Origin of the sequence: Acinetobacter sp. YH12132 (genome assembly GCF_013418645.1) — a bacterium.
GTDB lineage: Bacteria > Pseudomonadota > Gammaproteobacteria > Pseudomonadales > Moraxellaceae > Acinetobacter > Acinetobacter indicus.
The window spans coordinates 13577-39358 of record NZ_VPBR01000019.1; the positions used below are offsets into that span (position 1 = coordinate 13577).

Here is a 25782-nt window from a genome sequence, read left to right on the forward strand (position 1 = left end):
ATATGATCTCGGGGAACTTATGGATATTACAGAACTATTGGCCTTTTCGGCAAAAAATGGGGCATCGGATTTACACCTGTCGGCAGGCATGCCGCCACTGATTCGTGTGGATGGTGAAGTACGCCGCATCAATTTGCCCGCCTTGGAACATAAAGAAGTCCACAAGCTGGTCTATGACATCATGAACGACAAACAGCGCCGTGATTATGAAGATAACCTGGAAACCGACTTCTCGTTTGAAGTCCCGGGCGTGGCGCGTTTCCGTGTTAACGCATTTAACCAGAACCGCGGTGCAGGCGCGGTGTTTCGTACCATTCCCTCTAAAGTGCTGACCATTGAAGATTTGGGAATGGGTCAAATCTTTAGAGATATCTGTGACTATCCACGTGGTCTAGTGCTGGTCACGGGGCCGACGGGTTCGGGTAAATCCACCACCCTGGCGGCGATGATTGACTATATCAATGACAATCGCTATGACCACATCCTGACCGTGGAAGACCCGATTGAATTTGTGCATCAGTCTAAAAAATGTCTGGTCAACCAGCGTGAAGTGCATCGTGATACCCACGGCTTTAATGAAGCACTACGTTCGGCTCTGCGTGAAGACCCGGATATTATTCTGGTCGGTGAGATGCGTGACCTGGAAACCATCCGTTTGGCACTTACCGCGGCAGAAACCGGTCACCTGGTCTTTGGTACCCTGCATACCACCTCGGCGGCAAAAACCATTGACCGTGTGATTGACGTCTTTCCGGCCGAAGAAAAAGATATGGTGCGTGCCATGCTGTCTGAATCTTTACAGGCGGTCATTTCACAAACCCTGCTCAAGAAAAATGGCGGTGGCCGTGTGGCGGCGCATGAAATCATGATCGGGATTCCGGCCATCCGTAACCTGATTCGTGAAAACAAGGTTGCACAGATGTACTCGGCCATTCAAACCGGTGCCAACTACGGTATGAGTACGCTGGACCAGAGCCTGAAAGCCCTGGTCAGCCGTGGCGTGATCAGTCCACAGACCGCGCGTACTGTGGCGAAACAGCCAGAATCGTTCCTCTAATCGTGTGCAGGAAGCCAGGACAGCGCTATGGACTTTAATGATTTATTGAATTTAATGATTCAGCAAAAAGCATCGGACCTGTTTATTACGGCCGATGTTGAGCCTTCCATGAAAATTAACGGCCAGATTGTGCCAGTGGCCAAATCCAAACTGACCGGGGAAATTGTCGGCCAGCTGCTCAACTCGATTATGACCGACAAGCAGCGCAAGGAATTTGCCGATACCCGTGAATGTAACTTTGCCATCACCAACCGTGATAAAAGCGCACGTTTCCGTGTCAGCGCTTTTCAGCAGCGTGATGAACCGGGCATGGTGCTGCGTCGGATTGAAACCAAAATTCCGACCATGGAAGAACTGAAACTGCCACCGATTTTAAAAGATCTGGCCATGACCAAACGTGGCATCATCATCTTTGTCGGGGCAACCGGTACCGGTAAATCGACCTCTTTGGCGTCAATTATTGGTTATCGTAACCAGAATTCCAAAGGTCATATCATCACCATTGAAGACCCGATTGAATTTGTGCACGAACACGCCGGCTGTATTATTACCCAGCGTGAAGTAGGCATTGATACCGATTCGTTTGAAGTGGCACTGAAAAACACCTTGCGTCAGGCCCCAGATGTGATCCTGATTGGTGAGATCCGTTCACGTGAAACCATGGATTATGCAATTGCCTTTGCCGAAACCGGTCACCTGGTATTTGCCACCCTGCACGCCAACAACGCCAACCAAGCCATTGACCGGATTATCCACTTCTTTGAGGCTGACCGTCATGGCCAGCTGTTTATGGATTTATCACTGAACCTGAAAGCCATTGTGGCACAGCAGCTGATTCCTACTATTGATGGCAACTCACGTCGTGCCGCGATTGAACTGCTGATTAACTCGCCACTGGTGTCCGATTTAATCCGTAAAGGCGATGTGCACGAAATTAAAGACCTGATGAAGCGTTCACGTGAGTTGGGTATGCAAACCTTTGACCAGGCCCTGTATGACCTGTATAAAGCCAAGCAGATCAGCTACAAAGATGCCCTGAAACATGCCGACTCGCCAAACGATTTGCGTCTGCAAATCAAGCTGTCGGAAGAAGGCGGCGAGCGTTTAATGCATGCCACTTCGAATATTACCTTCGACGGGCAATAATTTTAGGCAAAAAAAACAGGCTGATCTTCAGCCTGTTTTTATGGGTTGATTTATTGATGGGCAGTTTTGCGCTTATTTTTTACGGAACGCTTCGCGGCATTCCGGCGCATCGCAGTAGCCATATAAATTCAGTGAGTGACCGGTCAGTTCAAAACCAAACTTTTTCGCCACTTCATGCTGTTCGTGTTCAATCACGTCGTTGGTAAATTCCACCACTTTATTACAGTTCTGGCATACCAGGTGGTCGTGGTGATCTTCCTGCATAATTTCAAAAACCGAATGATTATTTTCAAAATTATGACGCTCGATAATCCCCGCGGCTTCAAACTGTGTTAACACGCGATACACAGTTGCTAAACCCACATCTTCACCCTGTTCGAGTAAAGTCTTGTAAATATCTTCCGCGCTTAAGTGATGTTGTCTTGAATTTTCTAATAATTCCAATATTTTAATTCGTGGAAGTGTAACTTTAAGGCCAGCTTTGCGTAGATCTTGATTTGAAATAGGCATGAAAAAAGGTCTCTCAACAAAATTAAAGTTGGAATATGCAACAAAGTTAAGATGCAGTATGATCTATGCTTGGATCGAATGCATCAATAATTAATTGGGATAGTGTAGCAAAATGCAAAAAGTCATGTTGACGTTATTCGTCACTTCATTGCTCATGGGTTGTTCGACCTTGGGCGTTTATAAAGTAGATATTCCTCAAGGCACCCCCTTAACCCAAGCACAAGCTGCAAAAATTCAGGTCGGCATGAGCCACCAACAGGTCCGCTTTTTGCTGGGTAGCCCAACCATTTCAGATCCAATGAATCCTTTACGTTGGGACTATATTTACCATTATATCCCAGGAACCTATGCTAAAAAAGCCAAGATTCCCGCTGCACAAGGTCAACACTTAAAAATCTACTTCGATCAAACCGGTATTGTGCAGAAAATTGAAGGTTTAGAAACCATTCCTGAACAGCAACCAGGCTTACCGGGTTCAAAAGAAGCAATTTTAACCGCGCCCCCACTATAGCCCCTTTCAGATAAAAAGAAACCCCTCAGTGAGGGGTTTTTCTTATGAACTCAATTGCTTAAAGCGATTGCCTTTGGCATAGCGGCCCACCGGGTTTTTCGCTGCTCGTTTGCGGCGGATATCTTTCGGATTAATGGTCAGCGGCCGGTAAATCTCGACCCGGTCACCCGGTTGCAGTGGCTGCTGCGCATCGGTTAAACGGCTACCAAAAATTCCCAGTTGCAGCGGTTCAGGCAAACTGACCTGTTCGCTAATCCCGCTCTGCTGAATCGCATCCAGCGCAGTCATGCCATTTTGATACGGCACTGCCAGATGAAACTGCTGTTCGGCTGAGGCAAAAGCCACCCAGACATACTGCGCAGTCATCAGAACATTTGTCCAATCACGGCCAGCAGCGCAGCAATAATTGCCAGTGGCAAGACAATACGGATGGCAATACGCCACAGGTTATAAAAGGCTTCACTGCTGAAGTTCATGGATTTACGCAAATGACTGATTTTCATGATCCAACCGGCGAAAATCGCATAAATCAGACAAATCACCAGGCCCCAGATCATCAGCAGCGGATTTAACACACTGGCCAGACCTGGAATGGCCCAGATCAACGTGGCTGCCAGCAGAATGATCCATTGAATTGCCACTGCAATCTGACGCTGTGCCAACTGTTCACGTGCCAGTTGCAGGATGAGCGCAGCAGCCATCACCACAGCAAAAGCCAGCGCAAAAGCGGGTAGCTGAGCAGTCGCGGCAAAGAAAGCAAAGGCAATCACGGCCAGTAATTGCGCCAGCCAGATCGGGAACACGGTTTTGGTCGCCACCTGTTGCTGTTGTACCGCCGGCAAACTGGTTTGCCAGTACAGACCCAGACCTAGGCCACTGGCCACCAACGCCAGTACTGTGGCATTGCCCCACTCGCCAAACTCAAGCGCGGTCATTTGCCATTCAGCAACCGGAGCACCCATCACTTGCGCCAGAATAAAGGCAGCAATCACACCGACCGCAGTCAGGCCAAGCAGCAGCAGACGCGAAATAAAAGACAATGCCAGGGCAACCAGTGCCAAGCCAATAAAAATCCACAACGGTAGAATCGTTGGCAGTGCCAGCTGGGTCAGCATTTGGCTGACATTAAACAGCATCGCGCCTGCTAAAAATGGAATAAACACCGCGGCCAGCCAGCCCACCAGACGCCACTGTGCAGAGGCATCGGCATCACGGGTCAAACTGGATAGAGCCTGCAAGGCTGTAGTTTTTGAGCGCTTGGCCAGCGCAATTTCCATATAGGTCAATGGCAAGGCCAGCACCAGCATGGTACCCAACCACAGCAGCCAGAAGTCCAGTTGACGTTCCAGCTGAATGCCAGTGACCGGTGCCAGTGTGGCAATCAGAATAAATGATAAACAAAATGCCATCAGCGGCGATAACCATCGTGACATAGCATTGTCCTGCATGATGCTTTCCTAATAAAAATCTATCGCTATTTTGCCCTTGTCACCCGGGAAAATCAAAAACTAAAAAAGAAAAAGCAAACCATTGCCATCAATGGTTTGCTGCGCTAGTTTTTAGTCCAATATTGTTGTTCTCTGGTTTTATTAATTGTGCAGTAATTTATTCTGTTTATGAGAAGAAACGGGCAAACCAGTTTTTACCTTTTTTCTTTTCTTTTTCCTGAATAATACCCATCATATTTTCTTTTACAGCGCCAACATAATCTGCATCATCATGCTGAATATGGTTAATTAACCATTTTGACAACACTTCGTGCAGTTCTCCTTCAATGGAATGCCCCATTTCAAAGCGTTCACGATACGACTCGATTTTTTTAATAAATAAGTCATGTACGCGTTTATGTGGTACGCGGTATTTATAACCGGCTTCTTCTTGTAAAGATTCTTCAAAGGTAAAATGAGACTGGGTATAGTCAATAATATTATCGAGAATCTGTTTAATACGGGCACGATCGGTATTTTCACCAATCTCGACAATTTCGTTAATATAATCAAGAATACGTTTATGTTGGTCATCAATCACATCGATGCCAGTATTATATTCTGGAATCCACTTCATTTTCATACGACCACCCCTGATTCAAATGATTTATAAGCTTTGAGCATAGTAGCCATATTTAATTTAAAATAAAAATGAAGTGATTTACTTGGGATTCCTGTTTCTGCCAACAAATTCACACAAATCCTTGTTTTATAATGTTTATATTATTTTAACCTGAGCAAAAGAGTCAGTTATTATTTAACCGTTTTATTATTTTCTGCCGTATTTTTAGACTTAAATAAAATACGGCACTATTTAAAATAAAATATACAACAGTAGATTAATATTGATCGGCGCGGGTAATCCGTTTTAATTCCGGATTCAGACGTTCTTTTTCCAAACGTTCAATATAAGTCAGCTGTTTTCTGATCGGCTGTCCCTGCTGGAATAAAATCATTTCGCCGGGGCTAAAAGCCTGCCAGGTTTCATTTTGAGTCAACGGTTCAGTGGTAATCACCGCCACCCGATCTTCCGGTGTGGTAACCTGGCTAAAATCGACCTCGACATCAATATCAATTAATTGTGCCGGTTTAAACGGGTATTCACGCACCAGCCAGTGCAGTTTGGTGGTGGCATAGCTAAACAGCGCCTGACCATTAGACAGACAGAAGTTAAAGGTGCCATGCTCGGCAATTTTCGGGGAAATTTCGGTCAGCAGTTCAAAGAGCTGCTCTAAAGACGGTTCCACAAAACCGAATTTCAGTACCATCTGATCGAGCAAATAACAGAATGCCCGCTCGCTATCGGTATTGCCCACCGGGGTAAAATGACCGCTTAAGGCTGGATCAAAATGGTGTAAATCGCCATTATGGGCAAAAATCCAGTGGCGTCCCCACAGCTCCCGAATAAAGGGATGGGAATTTTCCAGGGTAGTTTTGCCTTGCGTGGCTTTGCGAATATGCGCAATCACATTGCGTGATTTAATTGGATAGTTGCGTACCAGCTCGGCAATGGGCGATTCCACTGCCGACTGGTTATCGACAAATAAGCGGCAGGCCTTGTCTTCAAAAAAGGCGATGCCAAAACCATCACTATGGTCGGAAGTTATGCCAGCACGTTGTGAAAAACCACGAAATGAAAAGGTAATATCAGTAGGTGTTGCACAATTCATTCCGAGTAACTGGCACATACAGGACTTCAACATCTGATTAAAACTGCATTTATTGTGCATGACTCTGTCAGGCCATGCAAATCACAATCACTGCAAAGTTTTATTTATTCCACAATGTGACGGGTATTTTTCTTGAGTACCATCTTTTTTAGCACCTGGTTCATTTCGACAAAGACAAAATAATCCAGACAGTTAAACTCCTGATCATAATAGGCTTCGGTGGACAGTTTGCCCTGCATTTTCAGGTAAATATCAAACAGCTTGGGAATCCGGCCCTGTTTCAGCGAAGTCATTTCAGAGGCCTGTGGAATATACACCTGTTTCGAGGCAATGTTACAGCGCTGCTGTTCGCTTAACTGCTGGATATACTGATGGGTATGATAGGCACGCGCTTCATTGCCTTCTAAACGCACACTGACACAGCCAATCAAATAACGGGCTTTCATGCTCCAGAGTACTTTCGGCACCAGATTCAGCCATAAAATGGATAGAGCTTTACCGGCCCGATGCCGTGGATGCACGCAGGTACGGCCAATTTCCACAATATTGTTGAGATGCTTTAATTGCTCTTCAATGGCAAATTCGCTGGCACTATAACTTTGCGCCAGTTCATACCCCTGAAACAGTTTTAATCGGGTATAGGCCACAATTTCCCCACTGGCCTTATCCCTTAATACGGCATGTTCGCAGCCAAAATCGTAAACATCCTGATCCAGTCCATGCTCAAACTGCAAACCGAACTGGTTGGCAAACTGCTCGGCACGAAATTGCTGTACTTCTTTTAACTGTTTTAAATTTTCAACCCATTCAAAGCTGTATTCTGTTTTTGTTGTGGTTTTAAAATCATATTTGGTATGATTTTTTTTGCTTAAAGGAAAACTCAAATTTTGTCGATATTGATTGAGTTTGGCTAACATCGATCAGCACTCCTAATGTTCTGCCTATACACTAGGCGATGCAGATGACAATTCAATGACCAAAAATCAGCCATAAAAAAAGGCCTCCTTAGAGACCTTGAGTTGTTTTAACTCTTAGTGTTTGGCGGCACGGTTGGTAATTAAAGTGCCCACTCCATGGTCAGTAAAGACTTCCAGCAAGGAAGCATGTGGCACACGGCCATCGACAATATGCGCACTGACCACGCCATTTTTGACGGCATCCAGCGCACAGCCTACTTTCGGAATCATACCGCCATAAATTACGCCGGTTTCAATTAACTGATCGACTTCCTGAGTGGTTAAACCGGTCAGCAGATTCTTGTTGGCATCCAGTACACCCGTAATGTTGGTCAACAGAATCAGTTTTTCTGCGCCCAAAGCTTCAGCCACCTTACCAGCGACCAGATCGGCATTAATATTATAGGTATTACCGTCTTCGTCGACGCCTAACGGTGCAATTACCGGAATAAAATCGCTTTGGGTAAACATTTCCAGTACGTCGGTTTTCACGCCGACCACTTCGCCGACCAAGCCTAAGTCAATTTTCTGTACTGAACCATCTTCTGCGGTTTTTTCCATCAGCAGTTTTTTGGCCCGAATCAGGTTGCCATCTTTACCGGTCAAACCAATGGCACGGCCGCCATGCTGGTTAATTAAATTGACGATAGATTTATTCACGCTACCGCCAAGCACCATTTCTACCACTTCCATGGTCGCCGGATCAGTCACGCGCATGCCATCAATACGGTCAGATTCGCGGCCCAGCTGTTTCAGGAAGGAATCGACCTGTGGACCACCGCCATGCACCACAATCGGGTTTAAACCGACCGTTTTAAGCAGCACAATGTCACGTGCAAATGAACTTTCCAGCTCAGGATCGGTCATGGCATTGCCACCATATTTCACGACCAGCGTTTTACCCATAAAACGTTGAATATACGGCAAAGCTTCTGTCAGAATCTGTGCTTTGTCGATGCCAGTCTGTTGCTGTGGCATGCGCCTCTCCTTATTGAGCATCTAAAATGTCTTGAGCAATCTGCGGATAACGGTTGCTCAGCATGGAAACAAAGGTATGACGAATATCCGCTAATCGTGCCGGATTATCGGCATCAAAACGTACTGTAAAATATTCGCCCGTATTCGATGCTCGAATAATGCCAAAACCATCTTCAAAATCAAGTCGAACGCCATCAATTTTACTTAATTGTGCGGCCAATGGCTGACTTAAGGTTTCAAGCTCATGTAAAACATGCGCTGAAGCAATGTTGTGGGTGCTGATATAAGTATCTTCAGTACAGCAGCGTTCAGGATATTTGGCCAGCAGTTCAGACAGGCTTCGCTCCGGGCGCTGGCTTAAATATTCCATTACCCGCAGCGCAGCATACAGGCCATCATCATAGCCAAAGCCGCGCCCGTCATTAAAGACATAATGCCCGGCATATTCACCACCAAACACTGCGTGTCCCTTTGATTGCGCCAGATACTGACGCAGGAAGGTGCTGCCGGTACGAATCATTACCGGATGGCCACCCAGCGCGCGTACCGTGTTACGCACCATGGTCGAACACTTCACATCAAACACCACTTCATGCTGTGGATGTTGCTGTAAACACATTTCGGCAAACAATGCCAGCAAACGGTCTGCACCAATCACCTTGGCCTGTTCATCGACCAGAACCAGACGGTCGCCATCGCCATCCAGCGCAATGCCTAAATCTGCCTGATGCTGCTGTACCGCCTGTTTCAGCTTGCTTAAATGCTTTTCCTGAGAGGGATCTGGGGCATGATCGGGGAAATGCCCATTGGCCTCACAGCGGATTGTGATCAGCTCGCAGCCCAGTTTTTGCAAGACCAGCGCAGCGCAGCGACCCGCTGAACCATGCAGACCATCGAGCACCACCTTAAAACGGCACTGTAATTGAATATCATCGAGTAGCGCCTGCTGATATTGCAGGCAAAATTCCGAATAAATCTGATGCGGCTGTTCAGCCACAGGCTGCTGGCGATGCGCCAGAAAATAGTTGCTGGCATGGGCCGCCACCTGCTGGATTTTGTCTGGCGTCGGGGGTTCTCCACCCAGAATCCATTTAATACCATTGTCAGATTTGGCATTGTGACTGGCCGTGACCATAATGCCATTGCCATCAAACTGGCGGGCGATGTAATACAGCATCGGACTGGAACAGCAGCCCATTAAGGTCGGGCTTAAGCCCTGCTGCTGGAGCACCTGCATGATCAGATCGGCATAGGCCGGACTGCTGAGACGGGCATCATAACCAATCACCACACGTGTGCTGCCCGTGTTTTTAATTTGTACGGCCAAACCCAACGCCACCGCTTGCACCAGTTCAGGCGTCAGCAAAGTCACCTTGCCACGAATGTCGTAAGCACGGAAAACCTGAAAAGGGAAACTGGACTGTTGAATATCCATGGCAGAACTACTTTATATATGAATAGGGAGAATGATTGTTTTAGGCTTTTTAATATAAGAACTGATTCTATGCGGCCGAAAACAGAATTCACGCTACAAAATGTAATTTTAAGTGTTTGTTGCGTTACTTTCTAGCGTGTTGTGATAAAGCCTAATGTTTAGGCTTTATCATTCAAGCAGATTTTAAGCTTTACCGGTATGGCCAAAACCGCCAGCACCACGTTCAGTGGCTTCAAATTCCTCAACCAGATCAAACTGGGCTTGTACCACCGGCACCAGCACATATTGCGCCAGACGCTCACCTGGTTCCAGGCTAAATGCAGTCTGACCACGGTTCCATACCGACACCATCAGCTCACCCTGATAGTCAGAATCAATCAGGCCAACCAGGTTGCCGAGCACAATACCGTGTTTATGGCCCAGACCCGAACGCGGCAGAATTAAACCGGCAAAATGCGGATCTTCAATATAAATCGCCAGACCGGTTTTCACCAATACGGTTTGACCCGGCTCAATGACAGTGGTCTCATGCACGCAGGCACGCAAATCCAAACCTGCCGAACCAGAGGTGGCATAGGTTGGCATTGGCCATTCTTGGCCCAAACGTGCATCAAGCACTTTTACCTGAACTTTCATCAGTAATTCCTGTTTATATCAATGAATGGTTTAGCGTTTAATTAACGCACGTAAATTTTCCAGATAATGCTGGGCCTGCAGTTTCGGATCGATATCGCCAGCCAGCTTTTTCTTGCGACCCAGCCATTCCAGCTCATCTTGTGGCATTTCATCTAGGAAGCGGCTTGGGGTCATCTGTTTCATCTGCCCGCCAGCCTTACGCTGCTCGGCCAGGGTAATGGTGAGGCCTTGACGCGCACGGGTAATGCCCACGTACATCAAACGGCGTTCTTCTTCGACCGTCTCAGCCACAATCGAGTTTTTATGCGGCAGAATTTCCTCTTCCAGTCCAATTAAATAGACATACGGAAATTCCAGACCTTTGGAGGCATGCAAGGTTAATAAGTTGACCTTGTCTGTGTCTTCTTCCTCCTGTTGCTGCTCCAGCATATCCAGCAGCACCATTTTACGGATCACGCTTTCAATATTTTTTTCGTCCACATCTTCAGCGCGGTTAATCAGGCTTTGAATACTGCTGTACAGCACTTCAATATTGTCCAGCTTGGTTTTTTCCTGCGCAGGCGTGGCGGCGCTTTCTTTGACGTAGTCGATATAACCAGCTTCGTTCATCATCTGGCGGATGATTGGCACCGGTTCATCATCTTCCAGCAATTCACGGGTAAAGTTCTGGATAAAGTCGGCAAACTCGGCCAGCTGAGTCGTGGCTTTTTTCGGAATGGCCATGGTCAAACGCTGATCACCTGCTGCCGCCAGCAAGGACAGATGGTTTTCCTGTGCAAATAAGCCCAGTTTTTCCAAGGTCACCGGGCCGATGGCACGTTTTGGCGTGTTGATAATGCGCAGGAAAGCACTGTCATCTTCCGGGTTAATAATCAGCCGTAAATAGCTCATCACATCTTTAATTTCTGCCCGGGCGAAGAAAGACTGACCTCCTGACAGCTTGTACGGAATCTGCATCTGGCGCAGCTGGGTTTCCAGAATACGCGCCTGGAAGTTACCGCGATACAAAATCGCATAATCTTTCCAGTTTTTACCGTTCATCAGTTTATGCGTGATCAGGTCTTTGACCACGCGCTCTGCTTCATCATCATCATTGCGGCAGGTAATCACCCGGATGACTTCACCATGGCCTTTGTCCGACCAGAGTTTTTTGTCAAAGATATGCGGGTTATTGCCAATTACAGTATTGGCCGCTTTTAGAATCCGGCTGGTGGAGCGGTAGTTCTGCTCCAGCTTGATCACTTTTAAATTTGGGAAATCTTCTTTTAAGAGCGCCATATTTTCCGGTTTGGCGCCGCGCCAGGCGTAAATGGACTGGTCATCATCCCCTACGGCGGTGAACTGTCCCATTACCCCGACCAGAAGTTTGACCAGAATATACTGCGCGGTGTTGGTGTCCTGATACTCATCGACGAGCAAATAACGCACCCGGTTTTGCCATTTATCGCGGACTTCAGCATTTTCCTGCAATAACCGGGTTGGCATCACAATCAGGTCATCAAAATCGACTGCGTTATAGGCACGTAAATTACGCTCATACAGCTGATATAAATGCGCCATCTGGATATCTTCTGGCGTTTCACAGGTGGTATGTGCCTGCTCCGGTGGAATCAGGTCATTTTTCCAGTCCGAAATCATTTTCATGGCCCGCGCAATCAGCTCTTTGCTTTCTGCACCCGATAAATTGTCGCGATGCATCAGATCCATCAGAATGCGTTTGCAGTCGTCGGCATCCAGAATCGAAAAGTTGGCTTTAAGCGGGGTATGTTTCAGCTCTAAACGCAGTAAATTTAAACCGAACGTATGGAAGGTCGAGACCGAAAGACCTTTGGCTTCTTCACGCGACAGCAACTTACCAACCCGCTCTTTCATTTCACGCGCAGCCTTGTTGGTAAAGGTCATGGCGGTAATCCGGTGCGCCGGAATACGGCATTGCTGCACCAGATAGGCAATTTTCCGGGTAATCACCGAGGTTTTACCTGAACCTGCACCTGCAAGCACTAACAAGGGTCCTTGAGTATATTTCATGGCTTCAAGTTGCTTGTCATTGAGTTGACTTGCCAGTGACATAGTGTTTCCTCTATTTCGGTTCGAGCTCGATTATAGTCATCTCCACCACAGTTGCCTAATCTAAAATGCTGCTTTTCTGGTCATAAAAAAAACCACCCGAAGGTGGTTTTTTGAATTCTGGACCGAATTACTGGATCGCGTAAATGCTGATCTCAACACGACGGTTTTGTTCACGGCCTTCTGCAGTTGCGTTAGACGCGATCGGGTTCGATGAACCGTGACCTTGGGCATTAATACGTGCAGTTGATACACCACGAGATGCCAGGTAGCTCGCTACAGATTGTGCACGCGCCTGAGATAACGGGATGTTGATAGAGTCATTACCGGTGCTGTCAGTATAACCTGTCACCAAGATACCGCTCTTGTTATCTTCTGTCAGGACTTGCGCCACTTTATCTAGAGTTGCATAGAAGTTTGGCTTGATGTTTGACTTGTTGGTATCAAAAGTAATGTTACCTGGCATGATCAGGCCAACAGAACCATCTGGGTTACGGTTAACATCTACACCGGTACCAGCCATTTGTTGACGTAATTTTTTCTCTTTATTGTCCAAGTAGATACCTGCAGCCCCACCGAGTACCGCACCAATTGCTGCTGCACGGTTGTTTTGTGCGCTGGTATTGGCATTCCCTTTAGAAACACCATAACCTGCTGCCGCACCAATAATGGTTCCTAATGCGGTTTTGTCATATTCTACGCCGCCCAGGTTATTACCAGTGGTTTGACAACCTGTTAATACCATTGCCCCGACTACTGCTGAAATTGCTAGTGCACGCATCGCATGCCTCCTTACTTGTGTTTTTCGTATATGGGAAAGTTTGGATGAAATAAAGTGCTTAGACCATTGATTTTTTGTTAATAAATAAACTTTTATTTACAATTTGCAATAATCTCATGTTGTTCTACGCATAAGTTCACCATAATTCCTACACAGTTTCACTTCAACACTTTTTTATTTTAAAAACAACAATTATATTGGGCAGAACTTCGTATAAGTTGTTTTTATATTCAGGACTGTTTATGTCATCTAAAACCAATAAGCAACCGCTCTTAAAAAAAATCACAAAAGGGCTTACGGTCAGCTCAGTGATTACCGGCAGCACTTTTTTACATGGACCGCCGGTACTGGCTTTGGGCCTGACCAAATTGTTCAAGAAATCGGCCAAGGTCGACCAGACCAATATCCAGATTACCAACAGCTGGCTCAGTGTCAACAACTGGCTGATTGACCATGTATTACCCAATACCCACTGGGACATCAGTATTGAAGATGGTCTGGAACTGAGCATGCAGGGCCGTTATTTAATGACCTGTAATCACCAGAGCTGGGTCGATACCACCGTCAACCAGTATTTCGGTTTAACCCGTATGCCACTGACCCGTTTCTTTACCAAATGGGAGCTGATCTTTATTCCTTTTGTCGGACAGGCCTTTAAAATTCTGGGCTTCCCGATGATGAAGCGGCATACCAAAGAACAGATTGCCAAAAATCCGGCGCTAAAAGACCGCGACATGCTGGAAGCGCGTAAATCCTGCGAACAGCTGCTCAGCCAGCCGTTTACCCTGCTCAACTATCTGGAAGGCACGCGCTTTACCCAGGAAAAACATGATCAGCAACAATCACCATATCAGCATCTGCTGAAACCCAAAGCTGGCGGTCTGGCCTTGGCGCTGAATATTCTGGGCAATGAAATTGATGCGCTGGTAGATATGACCATTGTGTATCCGGACGGCGCACCGGGCTATGGCGAATTCTGGCTGGGCGAAGTGCCGCGTATTGCGGTCAATCTGCGGAAAATTGACATTCCAGACTGGGTGCTGGGTGGCGATTATGAAGAAGATGCCGCATATCGGGAACGTTTTCAGGACTGGGTGCATCAACTCTGGACAGAGAAAGATCAGCTCATTCATGAGATGAAACAGAAATTTGCTGAGCAGTAAGCGAGTACCAAAAGCATTATGAAGAAACGCGAAGAGCCGGTGATCAAATCTTCCTTTCACTTTGTCAGAAAGGACTCATGGAGCTGGAAAGTGGTGCTGGTATACGACATCTTTATGATGGCGTTAATTCTCATCAACCTGTTCTGCCTGAGTGCCAATGCCATTTTGATGAGTGATTTTGGTGACTGGCTCTTCAACTTTATTCAGCTGCCGGAGGTACTGCAATTTTATCGCACAGAACTGCGTCCCTGGGTCATTATTACCGAAGGCTGGTTTACCACCTTCCTGATTATCGAATTGCTGGTACGTTGGGGCCTGGCGATTATTTTCCGGCATCATGCCCGCTGGTGGTTCTTCCCCTTCGTACACTGGTATGAAGTGCTGTCGATTCTGCCACAGCTGCGTTTTCTGCGTTTATTACGTGCCGTGGCAATTGGCTACAACCTATATAGTCATGGCTACAAGGTCATCCCGGACAGCATCTTCCGACGTGCCAACTTTTATTACAACCTGGTGATGGAAGAACTGTCGAGCCGGATTGTGCTGACCATTGTCAATAACCTGCAACGTGAACTGAGCAGCAGCACTGGTCATCGCCAGTTTATTGATGATCTGGTCGAGCAGCACCGCAAACTGCTGGCCGCAGCACTGGCCGACATCTTGCAGCAATCTTTGGGTAAAGAATTGCAGAGCCAGCGTCAGAGCATTGCCGAAAATGTCGGTCAGGTGGTGAGTCAGGCCATTGAAGATACCCCGGAGCTGACCCAGTTACTGCGCCTGCTGCCAATTGTCGGCGGACGTATGGAACGGCAGATTCAAAGCATTGGCCAACGTTTGGGCGAAAATATTACCCAAGGGCTGATTCAGCCTTTTGCCCATCATGACACCCTGCCAGATAATGTGGCCTATGCGCATATTGCTGACAAAGTCAGCCAGATCGAGATTGAACATAATCCGCATATTGATGCGTTGGTAGAATCTGCGGTATTTGAAACCCTGGAAGCCATTCGCAAACAGGTCAAAGTGAAAAAGTGGCAACAGATCCTGAATGAGCAGGAAACTGACAAAGAATAGCCAGCAATAAAAATATTTAAACCTTCGGCTAGAGTATTCGGCCGAATTGTTCTAGGATTTGCTCTATTTACAACATTTACTTCGACAACAATGAACAGGTCAGAAGTCTTAAGGAATCATTATGGCTGACATACGGATAAAAGGCAGAATGGTCAATGCGATTCGCATTAGTTTAGATACAGATGATCATGATGCGATCCGCCAGCAATTGAGCCCAATGTTACAAAAAGGGTTTCCACCCCAAATTCCGGCGGTGATTGAAAGTTCGGTAGATCAGGAATTAATTGCCCTGATTCAACTGCTGATTGATCTGAATGTACAGCCACTAGCCGTGGTTGAAGGCATTCTGTCGGAACAGGCGCGTGCCATCCAGTTCCCGGTAATTCCGCAGGATCGTCAGTTACAGCAGATCAAAGCCACCCAGGAACAAGTCATTGAAACTCCGGCAGAACCTGAAGCACCTGCCGCAGAAGCCGCGGTGGTAGAAGCTGCAGCGGCACGAATTTCGCATGTGACCTCTTATCACGATGAAATTCTGCGTACCGGTCAATGTCTGGTCCAGAACCAGGGCGATATTATCTTGAAAGCTGGTATTAACAGCGGTTCGGAAGTGATTGCTTCAGGAAATATACATATTTATGGTAGCGTTCGTGGTAGAGTCATTGCCGGCGCAGGTGGGAACAGTTCAGCACGAATTTTCTGTCATTCCCTAGAAGCAGAATTGGTATCTATTGCAGGCACTTACTGTGTGGCGGACGATATTCCCCCGCACGTAACGAAAAAACCGGTACATATTTACCTAAATGACAACCAAGAGCTTGTATTTGAAGCTCTGGAATTTTAATGTATAAATAAACACCAAAAAACCCCATACACAAAAGGGGGATTTAAACCATAACAGGAGTGGATTCGGTGGCGAAAATTGTTGTCGTAACATCAGGCAAAGGTGGCGTAGGTAAAACTACAACGAGTGCATCTTTTGCAACAGGTTTAGCCCTACGTGGCCACAAAACTGTTGTTATCGATTTTGACGTGGGTTTGCGTAACCTGGACTTGATCATGGGTTGTGAACGTCGCGTTGTTTATGATTTTGTGAATGTTTTAAATAATGAAGCGCGTTTACAACAAGCATTAATTCGCGATAAAGATATTGAAAACCTTTATATTTTACCTGCTTCTCAAACTCGTGATAAAGATGCCCTGACCGATGAAGGTGTGGCACGTGTCATGGATGAGCTTTCTCAAGAGTTTGATTACATTATCTGTGACTCACCAGCAGGGATTGAGCGTGGCGCCATTTTAGCCATGTACCATGCCGATGAAGCGATTATTGTGACCAACCCTGAAATTTCTTCAGTACGTGACTCGGATCGTATTATTGGCATGCTCGACAGCAAAACCAAAAAAGTAGAACAAAACGAAGGACGTATCCGTAAGCATTTATGTATCACACGTTTCAATCCGGAACGTGCCGATAAACAGGAAATGCTCACCATTGACGATATTTCAAAAGATATTTTACGTGTACCAACTTTAGGTGTAATTCCAGAATGTAAAAGCGTTCTGCAAGCATCTAACGAAGGTAAGCCAGTCATTCTGTATAGCGAAACTGAAGCGGGTCAGGCGTATGATGACCTGGTGGCACGTTTCTTGGGTGAAGAGCGTCCATACCGTCACATTACTGCTAAACCTAAAGGCTGGTTAGCACGATTATTTGGAGCGTAATTATGGCAGGATTCTGGAGTAAATTATTTAGCAGCGAAGAAAAAGCATCAAGTGCTCAAACCGCCAAGGATCGTTTAAAAGTCATTGTTGCTTCTGAAAATGGTTTAGGCCGCCGCCTGAGCCAGGACAAAATTGACCAGATGAAAAAAGAAATCATGCAGGTCGTGAACCGTTATGTTCGCGGTGTTGATGAACAGCACATTCAAATGTCGGTACGTTCTGAAGCCAACATTGAAATGCTTGAAATGAATATCAATTTGCCTGAAGAGCGATAATCTGATTTTTGATTAGTCAAGCAAATTGAATCAAGGCAGAATATGAGGCGGAAATAGCAAACTTAAAGCATTGCTTTAAGGATTTGCCCAGCCGCAAGACGAGAAGCTGTGCTTCAAGATAAAGTGCACAAAGACACTTTGCCTCTTGCGAACTCATATTTTGCCTTTTTTTCATTTCGAAAAACTATTCCAGGAGATTGCGATGGCATTGTCTCAACCAGCAACATTCAATGAAGAATGGTCAGATGAGCGTGTATTTGCCTACCTGAATCAGCTTCCTCCTCATGGTGTGAATGCTGATTTCCATGTGCTTTACCATGCATTTAAACATATGCGCCCAACAGACTATGAGCGCTTACTGACCCAGTTTGTTGCCGATGGCCGTGATGTAAATGCCACCAATCCTGAAGGACAGCGCATTCATGACGTGATTGCAGAATTCCCGCGCCAAAGCGCAGAATTCTTGGCAGTACTGGCAAAATTTGCTTAAGTCGCACTGCCGATAAAAAGCCCACCTATTGGTGGGCTTTGTTTATAAAGATCGAGAACAGCTTAAACCAGAATTTCACGCTTGCCGTTCGGACCCTGTTCACTGACAATACCCTGCTCCTGCATCTGATCGACAATACGCGCCGCACGGTTATAACCGAGGCTAAACTTACGCTGTAAAGACGATACCGATACTTTACGGGTTTCCAGCACAAAGGCCACACACTGGTCATACAGCGCATCACGGTCGGAGCCGCCATCACCACCATCTTCAAAACCACGTGACGCTGGTTCTTCATCAAATGGAGTCAGAATTTCATCGACATAATCCGGTGAACCCCGTTCACGCCAGGCATCACAAATCCGGTTGACTTCATCATCGGAAATAAAGGCACCATGCACACGTTCCGGTTCAATTTTACCTGGTCCAAGGAACAGCATGTCACCATGACCGAGCAGGTCTTCTGCCCCGCCAGCATCCAGAATAGTCCGTGAGTCAATTTTTGAGTTCACGCGCAAGGCCACGCGAGTCGGGATGTTGGCCTTGATCAGACCGGTAATGACATCCACCGATGGACGCTGGGTAGCCAGCAATAAGTGAATCCCAGCTGCACGTGATTTCTGCGCCAGACGGGTAATCATTTCTTCGGCTTTTTTACCGACCTGCATAATCATGTCGGCAAACTCATCCGCCACAATCACAATTGATGGTAACGGCGTCAAGCGCGGTGCACGTTCCTGGGTTGCTGAATCGCCCGGTTTCCAGGTCGGATCAATCAGGTCCTCGCCATTAGCCAGTGCTTCTTCAACCTTGCGATTATAGTCGCTGAGTTTACGGATTTTCAGGAATGACATCAGCTTATAACGGCGTTCCATTTCATTGACACACCAGTTCAGGGCGCTGACCGCATCTTTCATGTCAGTTACCACCGGCGTTAACAAATGTGGAATATCGTTATAGTTGGCCAGTTCCAGCTGTTTCGGGTCAATCAGAATTAAACGCAGTTGATCCGGCTTGTATTTAAGCAACATCGACAGAATCATCGAGTTCACCGCCACCGATTTACCCGAACCGGTGGTCCCCGCAACCAGCATATGCGGCGCTTTGCCCAGTTCGGTAATCACCGGATTACCAGAAATATCTTTACCCATCGCCATCGACAGGATGCCATCCTGATCTTCAAATTTCGGGGTTTGCACCAGCTCAATCAGACGCACCATTTCGCGGGTACTGTTTGGCACCTCAATACCGATATACGGTTTGCCCGGAATCACCTCGACCACACGCACCGAAGCCATCGACATGGAACGGGCCAGGTCACGGGAAATATTGGTGACTTTCGAGGCTTTTACCCCCGGCGCCAGATCCAGCTCAAAACGTGTAACTACCGGTCCCGGCTGCGCTTCCACCACTTTGGCTTTGACATTAAATTCCTGCAGCTTGATTTCCAGCAGTTCAGATAAACGCTCCAGCTGCTCTGCGGTGAAGTTGACCTTTTTATTTGAATCGACCTTATCCAGTAGCTCCAGACCCGGCAATGGTGATAAATCACGACGTTTCTCTGCGACCTGCATGGCACGCGACATTGGACGGCCCATGGCATCGGTTAATGGCGCATCAAAGTCAAATTCATCTTCTTCTTGCGGTTTGCCGGCAGTTTCATGCCACGCCTCAATGAATTCTTCTTTCGATAGGGCTTCTTTCACCGCGTCATTGACCACTGGTGCAGCCGCTGTGGCACTTACCGCAGCCTGATGCTGAATAGGCGCCTGTACAAAAGTCGAAGACTGCGCATAACTGCTGGTAGTTCTTGGGGCAGGTGCTTCTGGCTTCAGATCATCAACCAGCAGATCATCCAGCCCTTCAAATTCTTCATCACTCAGACGGTTTTTCGGGCTTGCATACTGCGCTGTGGCAGCCGATGGCATTTCAACCGCTTGTACGTCTGGCACCGGCTGGATGTGCGGTGCAGGTTCAGGCTGCGACTGACTATTAAATGGACTGTGCAGATCCTGAGCAGCTTTCCCATTCGGTACAGCAGCCAGCAATTCGTCAAAGATTTCGTCATCATCCCAGTCAATATTAGACTGCGGCGTATTCGATGCAGGCGGTGCATCATGCACGGGCTGGACCACTGCATTAAAATGATCTTTCGGTGCGTGCGGAATCTGATCCTGAGAAGCACGTAACAGCTCATGAATATCCTGACTGTGCTTCTGGTCAGCATCATCATTCAGCGCACGCCAGACTTCACCGGTTGCCACCACACGCTGACTGTCCTGGGTCAGGCGATGGGCTTTTTCGACCGTCTGCTCAAAGACCTGCTCTTCTTCATCTAGCAGATCCTGCTCTGCAGAACGCTGCTGTTCACGCTCGACCATATCATCAAACAGACGCTCGGCCACTTGTTCATGACGGGACACCGCTGGTGCCACCGGAGCTTCTTCGACTTCACGATGTTCTGGTGCCGGCGTAACCACTTCGGCTGCAGCCGGTGCAGCGGCCACCACTGTTTTTTTAACGACCGGTGCCGGTTGATCAGCTTTAGGCACATCACGGTAAAACAGGTCTTGTAAATAAGCTGGCGTGGCTTTTAAAGTCACCCAGGTCCGGTTCCATTTAATCCCAAAGGCCAGTGTAAACAGGACACCCCAGAACACCAGCAGGAAAAAAGCTGCACCATAAATAGTGAGCAGCTGCGACAGGCTCTGCCCCAGTTCATACCCAATAATCCCGCCAGAAGCATTTTCCAGTGTATCGGCCGGCACTTGCCAGAACAAATACAATAGACTGGCAGTGGCCAGCAAAATAAAGAACTGCGCCGCATAACGGAAAGGACGGTTCAGGAAACTACGCGGCCACCACACCTGAATGGCTTCAATAAACAGGTACAGCGGAATCAGCAGACTGGCCCAGCCCAAAAAGCCGAACAACAGGTCGGCAATCCATGCGCCGGCGACCCCGCTGGCATTGGACACCTGCTGGGTATCACTAGACAAATGCATCCAGCCCGGATCAAAAGGGGTATAGGTGACTGTCGCAAGGAACAGATAAATCCCGAATGAAACCAAAAATAATGTCATTATTAAGCGCTGTGCATAAGCACCCGACACCGCAGTCATATACTGTCCTGTAACCAATTTTTCATAAATGTTCTTGTGCAACCCGCCAGTTTGGCATGGCCATAAAATAGATATTATGCACCTGTTGCAGCAAAAAAGATGCAAGATTATTGAAGTCAGTTGTTAACTTTTTCTATATAGCTTAAATCGATTTCTATGATCAATAATATCCACTGAATCTCACACAACTGTTATACAGTTTCACGTATAATTCCATAAATTGCTCAATAATAAAAGGATGCTACAGATGGGTGCTCGTCATTCACGTTTGATTATTTTAGGTTCAGGACCTGCAGGTTATAGTGCTGCCGTTTATGCTGCACGTGCCAATTTAAAACCGACCTTAATTGCAGGTTTACAACTCGGTGGTCAACTTACGACGACAACAGAAGTAGATAACTGGCCGGGTGATCCGGAAGGTCTGACAGGACCAGTGCTCATGGAACGTATGCAGGCCCATGCAGAACGTTTCGGGACCGAAATTGTCTATGACCATATCAATGAAGTCGATTTAAGTGTGCGTCCATTCGTCCTTAAAGGCGATATGGAAGAGTTCACCTGTGATGCCTTAATTATTGCCACCGGTGCTACGGCTCAATACCTCGGTCTGGAATCTGAAGCCAAATTCATGGGCCAAGGCGTTAGTGCCTGTGCTACCTGTGATGGTTTCTTCTACAAAAACCAGAACGTGATGGTAGTCGGTGGTGGTAATACCGCAGTTGAAGAAGCGCTGTATCTTTCCAATATCGCCTCTCACGTGACCCTGGTACACCGCCGTGACAGCCTGCGTTCAGAGAAAATTCTGCAAGATCATATTTTTGCCAAAGAAAAAGAAGGCAAAATCAGCATTCTCTGGAACAACCAGGTCGATGAAGTCCTGGGTGATGCACAATCTGGTGTGACTGCCGTACGTTTGAAATCTACTGTCGATGGTTCAACCCAGAATGTAGATGTATCTGGTATGTTCGTGGCGATTGGTCACAAGCCAAATACGGGCATGTTCGAAGGCCAGTTAAACCTGCGTGATGGTTATATTCAGGTTCAAAGTGGTACTGCCGGTAACGCAACCCAAACCTCTGTACCGGGCGTATTCGCAGCCGGTGACGTGGCAGACAGCGTCTATCGTCAAGCGATTACATCAGCTGGTTCAGGCTGTATGGCAGCCCTAGATGCTGAAAAATATCTGGATGCCCTAGGTGAATAATTTTGCCTAAAGCACGAGCCGCCCAATCCGGGCGGCTTTTTTATGTATGATAGAGATCTGTTTCGATTCAGAGTAGCTGTATGACCGCACTTGCACCCTCACAATTTATTTTCCCCCATCCTGATGAAGCTGATCCACAGGGTGAAGGACTGATTTGTATTGGTGCAGACCTGTCCCCCTCGACCCTGTTTGAAGCTTATACCCACGGCCTGTTTCCGTGGTTTTCCGACGGTGATCCGATTTGCTGGTGGAGTCCCGAGCCGCGCTGCATTATCCGCCCTCAGGATTATCATCCAAGCAAGTCACTGCTGCGTAACATGAAAAAAGGTGATTACCGGATTAGCATCAATCAGGCCTTTGAACGGGTGATTCGCTGTTGTTCGCTGCCACGGGCCTATGCCAATGACACCTGGATTTCCGAAGACATCATTCAGGGCTATATTGACCTGTTTGAGGCCGGTTATGGCTATAGTGTCGAAGTCTGGGAGCAGGATGCGCTGGTCGGTGGTTTGTATGGCGTCACCATTGGCCGCGGCTGCTTTGGCGAGTCAATGTTTAGCCAGCGCACAGATGTCTCTAAAATGGCGTTTTATACCTTAATGCTGATTGGCCGCGACAACGCCCTGCCCTGGATTGACTGCCAGCTGGTCAATGACCATCTATTAAGTCTGGGCGCCTGTACAATAACTCGCCAAGCATACTTAAAATCGTTACAAGATGTTGTAAAACAGCCGGCGATAGATTGGAAAAAATACCAGGAGGGTGTATTTTCAAGTAAAACAATAGCGCAAAACGACTCACTGGATGAATAAATAAAGAGGGATTGCCATGAATTCATATCAACCGAAATCCCTGCTCAACGAATTACAATATTATATTACGCCGCCGCATAACTGCAGTTATCTGGATGATAAATCTGCTCGCATGGTGTTTTTAGATCCGGCGCACCGGATTGATGTGGTGACCCTGTCTGAACTGTCACGCATGGGCTTTCGTCGTAGCGGTGACTTTGTCTATCGGCCGGAATGCCATTTATGCCGTCAATGTCTGTCTTCGCGCGTGCCGGTACACGAATTTCAAATGAACAGCACCCAGAAAAAAGCCTGGAAACGCAATCAGGACCTGCACGTCACCATCCGCTCTACCCAAGAAGCCAATGAACAGCATTATGCGCTGTATGAGCGTTATATTAATGAACGCCATGCCGATGGCGATATGTATCCGCCAAGTCAGGATCAGTTTGAAAAATTTCTGGTGCACAGCTGCACCGACAGTTTCTTTTTAGAGCTTTGGCACCAAGACCGGCTAATTGCGGTCTCGACCTGCGACCTGCTAGATGATGGCCTGTCTGCGGTGTATACCTTCTTTGATCCGGATGAAAACCGCCGCTCCTTGGGCGTATTTGCGATCTTAAAGCAGATTGAACACACCCAGAAACTCGGACTGCCTTATGTTTACTTAGGCTATTGGGTGCCGCATTCCAATAAAATGAATTATAAATCGCAGTATGTACCGCTGGAATTGCTGATTGATGGCCAATGGCGCCGGCTTAACCGCAGCTTAAGCAGCGAAGAAATCCGGCAATTGGGAAACTCTCTCATGACCACCCTGCCCAGTGGTTGGAATAATTCGATTATCAAATAAAACCCAATAATTTTAAAAATTAAGGTGATGAAAAGAGCGCGGCAAAATCATCACTACAGGCTTTAACCATAATAACCGCATGTTCACGTGTGCCATCCGGATTTGGATAATAATTTTTGCGTACATCAATCTGATGAAAGCCAGCTTTTTCATATAGACGGATGGCCGCGGTATTGCTTTCACGCACTTCCAGAAAAATCTGTACCGGCTGATTCGGCAACTGCTCAATCGAATGCTCCAGCAGCTGATAACCCAACCCCTTCCCTTGCTGGTCAGGCGCAACCGCCATCAGCAACAGGTTAGCTTCATCCAGCACCGGTTGCAAAATACAGAACCCGACCAGCTGTCCTTGCTGCTCGATTACGGTACATTGATAGCTGTCTACCGCTTCAGCAAACTGTTTCAAGCTCCAGGGATGGCTTTGTACCTGTTGCTCAATGTTAAATACACTATGGATATCAGCGTGTTGCATTAAACGAATCATCTTCGTTCATCATCGGTCAAAACAAAGTTCGCATTATAAGAGCTCTGGATAAAAAATCGAGCAAAAAAAAGGGCAATTTTCATTGCCCCAAGAGTCAACACCGTTAGAAGCCTAATTTGGCTTTCCATGTGTCCAGCAGACTGACGGTATCTAAATCGTTCGGATGAAAGCCCGGGCGGAAATATGCCAGCATCTCACGGCCCATACCGGTAATAATGCCCTTAGAGGGACTATAAGCATAGGTATAAATGGCCTTGAACGCCTCCAGATTTAGCTGTTTGTCTTCTTTTAACAGACGGAACAGGAAATAGTTTTGCACCACAAATAAGGTCAGCATGGCGGCAACCAGTGAGCTGGTGCGCAGTAAATAGGCTTTGGTGCCTTGGCCGAATACACCCTCAAACACATCATAAGCTACCGCTTTATGCTCGTTTTCTTCAATCGCATGCCACAGCCACATGGTTTTCATGGTGTCATCGCTCATCAGTTCCTGAATATGCGAATTACGCAGCAACTGGGTGGCAATGGTCGCGGTAAAATGTTCCAGTGCGGTGGTTGCAGTCAAATCAACCATTTCTTGGGTAATGCCAAAGGGTTTACCGACACCGGCAAATACCTTACGCGCACCTTGAATCACTTTATCGGTATAACGATCTAAACGTTCTACATCATGGCCATATTTTTGTGCCGAGGCATTAAAGCCAACATGCTCCTGGGTATGCATGGCTTCCTGGCCAATAAAGGCTGAAATTTCTTTTTGCAGCTCCTGATTATCTTTAATTGCCGGGTGGTAACGCACTGCACGTACACTATCAATAAAGAATTTTTCACCGGCTGGAAACAGGGCGGATAAAGCGGTCATAAAATGCGTCAGGCCAGCCGAACCTTGCATCCAGTATTCTGGAACCTGATCAAACTCAAACGCCATACGACGTACCGGGAAACTGGCACCTGCGCGGTTGGTAATATTTACTTTAGCATTCATGACCTCAACTCCTTTCAAGTGAAGCGTCTCACCTGAAACTTTTATTTATTTTCTTCAGCCTTATCTTACGTGGTTCTGATATGGAGATAAGTGCAGTTAAGGTCAGGCGAATATCAGTTTAGGACAGCTTGCAGTTAAATTGTCTGACAATTTAATCTGCAGAGATAAAAAAAGCGTCCCAAAGGGACGCTTTTTTCACACTATAGAAGTGATTATGCAGTTACTTTAGAAACTACACCAGCACCTACAGTACGACCACCTTCACGGATCGCGAAGCGTAAACCAGCGTCCATTGCGATTGGGTGGATTAATTCTACTGACATTTCAACGTTGTCGCCTGGCATAACCATTTCAACGCCTTCTTTCAGCTGGATCGCACCAG

26 protein-coding genes and 1 pseudogene are annotated in these 25782 nt (G+C 47.0%); 12 read left to right on the plus strand and 15 right to left on the minus strand.

Going from position 1 to position 25782, the window contains the following annotated elements:
* Positions 1 to 19 precede the first annotated feature (19 nt).
* Positions 20 to 1057, plus strand: a complete 1038-nt coding sequence (locus tag FTU67_RS12960) for a type IV pilus twitching motility protein PilT (protein ID WP_005179768.1) — start codon at positions 20 to 22, stop codon at positions 1055 to 1057.
* Positions 1058 to 1084: 27 nt separating this feature from the next.
* Positions 1085 to 2203, plus strand: a complete 1119-nt coding sequence (locus FTU67_RS12965) for a PilT/PilU family type 4a pilus ATPase (protein WP_005179770.1) — start codon at positions 1085 to 1087, stop codon at positions 2201 to 2203.
* A gap of 72 nt (positions 2204 to 2275) precedes the next feature.
* On the opposite strand, the gene fur is transcribed toward FTU67_RS12965, so the two are convergent.
* Positions 2276 to 2713, minus strand: coding sequence for a ferric iron uptake transcriptional regulator (gene fur / locus FTU67_RS12970; protein ID WP_005179771.1), 438 nt, complete (start codon positions 2711 to 2713; stop codon positions 2276 to 2278).
* A 112-nt stretch (positions 2714 to 2825) separates the two neighbouring features.
* On the opposite strand from fur, the gene FTU67_RS12975 reads away from it, so the two are divergent.
* Positions 2826 to 3224, plus strand: a complete 399-nt coding sequence (locus tag FTU67_RS12975; protein WP_005179773.1) for an outer membrane protein assembly factor BamE — start codon at positions 2826 to 2828, stop codon at positions 3222 to 3224.
* Between the two features lie 42 nt (positions 3225 to 3266).
* Here FTU67_RS12975 and FTU67_RS12980 read toward each other — a convergent pair whose 3' ends face one another.
* From FTU67_RS12980 to FTU67_RS13025, 10 genes are all read right to left on the minus strand, one after another.
* Positions 3267 to 3590, minus strand: a complete 324-nt coding sequence (locus FTU67_RS12980; protein WP_005179774.1) for an RnfH family protein — start codon at positions 3588 to 3590, stop codon at positions 3267 to 3269.
* The gene (locus tag FTU67_RS12985) at positions 3590 to 4672 is read right to left on the minus strand and encodes a hypothetical protein (RefSeq protein ID WP_127800517.1); all 1083 of its coding nucleotides are present in this window, start codon (positions 4670 to 4672) and stop codon (positions 3590 to 3592) included. The genes FTU67_RS12980 and FTU67_RS12985 overlap by 1 nt, the downstream gene beginning before the upstream one ends.
* Positions 4673 to 4838: 166 nt before the next feature.
* Entirely contained in the window at positions 4839 to 5294 is a 456-nt protein-coding gene (locus FTU67_RS12990) for a bacteriohemerythrin (protein ID WP_005179777.1), read from the minus strand.
* 256 nt (positions 5295 to 5550) lie between these two features.
* On the minus strand, positions 5551 to 6399 hold the full coding sequence (locus FTU67_RS12995) for a class II glutamine amidotransferase (protein ID WP_180061869.1): 849 nt from the start codon (positions 6397 to 6399) through the stop codon (positions 5551 to 5553).
* A gap of 86 nt (positions 6400 to 6485) precedes the next feature.
* Positions 6486 to 7298, minus strand: coding sequence for a GNAT family N-acetyltransferase (locus FTU67_RS13000; protein ID WP_160242866.1), 813 nt, complete (start codon positions 7296 to 7298; stop codon positions 6486 to 6488).
* Positions 7299 to 7412: 114 nt separating this feature from the next.
* Positions 7413 to 8315 carry an acetylglutamate kinase gene (gene argB, locus FTU67_RS13005; RefSeq protein ID WP_016659457.1) on the minus strand — a complete coding sequence of 301 codons (903 nt, stop codon included), beginning with the start codon at positions 8313 to 8315 and terminating at the stop codon, positions 7413 to 7415.
* 10 nt (positions 8316 to 8325) lie between these two features.
* A complete protein-coding gene (locus FTU67_RS13010) occupies positions 8326 to 9750 on the minus strand; it encodes a phosphomannomutase/phosphoglucomutase (protein ID WP_180061866.1) in 1425 nt (474 codons plus the stop codon).
* Positions 9751 to 9933: 183 nt separating this feature from the next.
* Complete coding sequence (gene dut / locus FTU67_RS13015; RefSeq protein ID WP_005179786.1) at positions 9934 to 10386, minus strand: dUTP diphosphatase; 453 nt, start codon at positions 10384 to 10386, stop codon at positions 9934 to 9936.
* A 30-nt stretch (positions 10387 to 10416) separates the two neighbouring features.
* Complete coding sequence (locus FTU67_RS13020; RefSeq protein ID WP_005179787.1) at positions 10417 to 12456, minus strand: UvrD-helicase domain-containing protein; 2040 nt, start codon at positions 12454 to 12456, stop codon at positions 10417 to 10419.
* Between the two features lie 127 nt (positions 12457 to 12583).
* Complete coding sequence (locus FTU67_RS13025; RefSeq protein WP_005179792.1) at positions 12584 to 13234, minus strand: OmpA family protein; 651 nt, start codon at positions 13232 to 13234, stop codon at positions 12584 to 12586.
* Positions 13235 to 13476: 242 nt separating this feature from the next.
* Here FTU67_RS13025 and FTU67_RS13030 point away from each other — a divergent pair, with 242 nt between their 5' ends.
* The 6 genes from FTU67_RS13030 to FTU67_RS13055 all read left to right on the plus strand — a co-directional run bounded on the left by FTU67_RS13030 (position 13477) and on the right by FTU67_RS13055 (position 17961).
* Positions 13477 to 14397: an acyltransferase gene (locus FTU67_RS13030; RefSeq protein WP_005179793.1), complete on the plus strand. Its 921-nt coding sequence runs from the start codon at positions 13477 to 13479 to the stop codon at positions 14395 to 14397.
* 18 nt (positions 14398 to 14415) lie between these two features.
* Positions 14416 to 15471, plus strand: coding sequence for a hypothetical protein (locus tag FTU67_RS13035; protein WP_035363269.1), 1056 nt, complete (start codon positions 14416 to 14418; stop codon positions 15469 to 15471).
* A gap of 121 nt (positions 15472 to 15592) precedes the next feature.
* Positions 15593 to 16315 carry a septum site-determining protein MinC gene (minC, locus tag FTU67_RS13040; RefSeq protein WP_005179806.1) on the plus strand — a complete coding sequence of 241 codons (723 nt, stop codon included), beginning with the start codon at positions 15593 to 15595 and terminating at the stop codon, positions 16313 to 16315.
* A gap of 68 nt (positions 16316 to 16383) precedes the next feature.
* Positions 16384 to 17196 carry a septum site-determining protein MinD gene (minD, locus tag FTU67_RS13045; RefSeq protein ID WP_180061867.1) on the plus strand — a complete coding sequence of 271 codons (813 nt, stop codon included), beginning with the start codon at positions 16384 to 16386 and terminating at the stop codon, positions 17194 to 17196.
* A 2-nt stretch (positions 17197 to 17198) separates the two neighbouring features.
* Positions 17199 to 17471: a cell division topological specificity factor MinE gene (gene minE / locus FTU67_RS13050; protein ID WP_005179812.1), complete on the plus strand. Its 273-nt coding sequence runs from the start codon at positions 17199 to 17201 to the stop codon at positions 17469 to 17471.
* Positions 17472 to 17673: 202 nt separating this feature from the next.
* Positions 17674 to 17961: a PA4642 family protein gene (locus tag FTU67_RS13055; RefSeq protein WP_005179823.1), complete on the plus strand. Its 288-nt coding sequence runs from the start codon at positions 17674 to 17676 to the stop codon at positions 17959 to 17961.
* Between the two features lie 62 nt (positions 17962 to 18023).
* Here the strand turns inward: FTU67_RS13055 and FTU67_RS13060 are convergent, their stop codons facing one another.
* Entirely contained in the window at positions 18024 to 21083 is a 3060-nt protein-coding gene (locus FTU67_RS13060) for a DNA translocase FtsK (RefSeq protein WP_180061868.1), read from the minus strand.
* A gap of 247 nt (positions 21084 to 21330) precedes the next feature.
* On the opposite strand from FTU67_RS13060, the gene trxB reads away from it, so the two are divergent.
* From trxB to FTU67_RS13075, 3 genes are all read left to right on the plus strand, one after another.
* Entirely contained in the window at positions 21331 to 22287 is a 957-nt protein-coding gene (gene trxB / locus FTU67_RS13065) for a thioredoxin-disulfide reductase (RefSeq protein WP_104472558.1), read from the plus strand.
* Positions 22288 to 22367: 80 nt separating this feature from the next.
* Positions 22368 to 23099 (plus strand): leucyl/phenylalanyl-tRNA--protein transferase, encoded by a 732-nt coding sequence (aat, locus tag FTU67_RS13070; protein WP_005179830.1) that lies wholly within the window; start codon positions 22368 to 22370, stop codon positions 23097 to 23099.
* 16 nt (positions 23100 to 23115) lie between these two features.
* A complete protein-coding gene (locus FTU67_RS13075) occupies positions 23116 to 23931 on the plus strand; it encodes an arginyltransferase (RefSeq protein ID WP_005179833.1) in 816 nt (271 codons plus the stop codon).
* A gap of 19 nt (positions 23932 to 23950) precedes the next feature.
* On the opposite strand, the gene rimI is transcribed toward FTU67_RS13075, so the two are convergent.
* The 3 genes and pseudogenes from rimI to FTU67_RS13090 form a co-directional block, all read right to left on the minus strand.
* On the minus strand, positions 23951 to 24415 hold the full coding sequence (gene rimI, locus FTU67_RS13080) for a ribosomal protein S18-alanine N-acetyltransferase (protein WP_160242862.1): 465 nt from the start codon (positions 24413 to 24415) through the stop codon (positions 23951 to 23953).
* A gap of 103 nt (positions 24416 to 24518) precedes the next feature.
* Positions 24519 to 25400 carry a metal-dependent hydrolase gene (locus tag FTU67_RS13085; RefSeq protein WP_045796116.1) on the minus strand — a complete coding sequence of 294 codons (882 nt, stop codon included), beginning with the start codon at positions 25398 to 25400 and terminating at the stop codon, positions 24519 to 24521.
* A 212-nt stretch (positions 25401 to 25612) separates the two neighbouring features.
* Positions 25613 to 25782 (minus strand): annotated as a pseudogene (locus FTU67_RS13090) (elongation factor Tu); the annotation flags it as partial.

What these genes read in the sequence shown, in the direction of transcription:
- FTU67_RS12990 (WP_005179777.1), bottom strand. Translation starts at nt 5,294, where the DNA reads ATGAAAATGAAGTGGATTCCAGAATATAATACTGGCATCGATGTGATT.
- dut (WP_005179786.1), bottom strand. Translation starts at nt 10,386, where the DNA reads ATGAAAGTTCAGGTAAAAGTGCTTGATGCACGTTTGGGCCAAGAATGG.
- aat (WP_005179830.1), top strand. Translation starts at nt 22,368, where the DNA reads ATGACCGCACTTGCACCCTCACAATTTATTTTCCCCCATCCTGATGAA.
- fur (WP_005179771.1), bottom strand. Translation starts at nt 2,713, where the DNA reads ATGCCTATTTCAAATCAAGATCTACGCAAAGCTGGCCTTAAAGTTACA.
- argB (WP_016659457.1), bottom strand. Translation starts at nt 8,315, where the DNA reads ATGCCACAGCAACAGACTGGCATCGACAAAGCACAGATTCTGACAGAA.
- FTU67_RS12965 (WP_005179770.1), top strand. Translation starts at nt 1,085, where the DNA reads ATGGACTTTAATGATTTATTGAATTTAATGATTCAGCAAAAAGCATCG.
- FTU67_RS13055 (WP_005179823.1), top strand. Translation starts at nt 17,674, where the DNA reads ATGGCATTGTCTCAACCAGCAACATTCAATGAAGAATGGTCAGATGAG.
- FTU67_RS12980 (WP_005179774.1), bottom strand. Translation starts at nt 3,590, where the DNA reads ATGACTGCGCAGTATGTCTGGGTGGCTTTTGCCTCAGCCGAACAGCAG.
- FTU67_RS12960 (WP_005179768.1), top strand. Translation starts at nt 20, where the DNA reads ATGGATATTACAGAACTATTGGCCTTTTCGGCAAAAAATGGGGCATCG.
- FTU67_RS13060 (WP_180061868.1), bottom strand. Translation starts at nt 21,083, where the DNA reads ATGACTGCGGTGTCGGGTGCTTATGCACAGCGCTTAATAATGACATTA.
- FTU67_RS12975 (WP_005179773.1), top strand. Translation starts at nt 2,826, where the DNA reads ATGCAAAAAGTCATGTTGACGTTATTCGTCACTTCATTGCTCATGGGT.
- FTU67_RS13025 (WP_005179792.1), bottom strand. Translation starts at nt 13,234, where the DNA reads ATGCGTGCACTAGCAATTTCAGCAGTAGTCGGGGCAATGGTATTAACA.
- minC (WP_005179806.1), top strand. Translation starts at nt 15,593, where the DNA reads ATGGCTGACATACGGATAAAAGGCAGAATGGTCAATGCGATTCGCATT.
- FTU67_RS13075 (WP_005179833.1), top strand. Translation starts at nt 23,116, where the DNA reads ATGAATTCATATCAACCGAAATCCCTGCTCAACGAATTACAATATTAT.
- minE (WP_005179812.1), top strand. Translation starts at nt 17,199, where the DNA reads ATGGCAGGATTCTGGAGTAAATTATTTAGCAGCGAAGAAAAAGCATCA.
- FTU67_RS13030 (WP_005179793.1), top strand. Translation starts at nt 13,477, where the DNA reads ATGTCATCTAAAACCAATAAGCAACCGCTCTTAAAAAAAATCACAAAA.
- FTU67_RS13020 (WP_005179787.1), bottom strand. Translation starts at nt 12,456, where the DNA reads ATGTCACTGGCAAGTCAACTCAATGACAAGCAACTTGAAGCCATGAAA.
- FTU67_RS13010 (WP_180061866.1), bottom strand. Translation starts at nt 9,750, where the DNA reads ATGGATATTCAACAGTCCAGTTTCCCTTTTCAGGTTTTCCGTGCTTAC.
- rimI (WP_160242862.1), bottom strand. Translation starts at nt 24,415, where the DNA reads ATGATTCGTTTAATGCAACACGCTGATATCCATAGTGTATTTAACATT.
- FTU67_RS13085 (WP_045796116.1), bottom strand. Translation starts at nt 25,400, where the DNA reads ATGAATGCTAAAGTAAATATTACCAACCGCGCAGGTGCCAGTTTCCCG.
- FTU67_RS13000 (WP_160242866.1), bottom strand. Translation starts at nt 7,298, where the DNA reads ATGTTAGCCAAACTCAATCAATATCGACAAAATTTGAGTTTTCCTTTA.
- trxB (WP_104472558.1), top strand. Translation starts at nt 21,331, where the DNA reads ATGGGTGCTCGTCATTCACGTTTGATTATTTTAGGTTCAGGACCTGCA.
- FTU67_RS12985 (WP_127800517.1), bottom strand. Translation starts at nt 4,672, where the DNA reads ATGCAGGACAATGCTATGTCACGATGGTTATCGCCGCTGATGGCATTT.
- FTU67_RS12995 (WP_180061869.1), bottom strand. Translation starts at nt 6,399, where the DNA reads ATGTGCCAGTTACTCGGAATGAATTGTGCAACACCTACTGATATTACC.
- FTU67_RS13035 (WP_035363269.1), top strand. Translation starts at nt 14,416, where the DNA reads ATGAAGAAACGCGAAGAGCCGGTGATCAAATCTTCCTTTCACTTTGTC.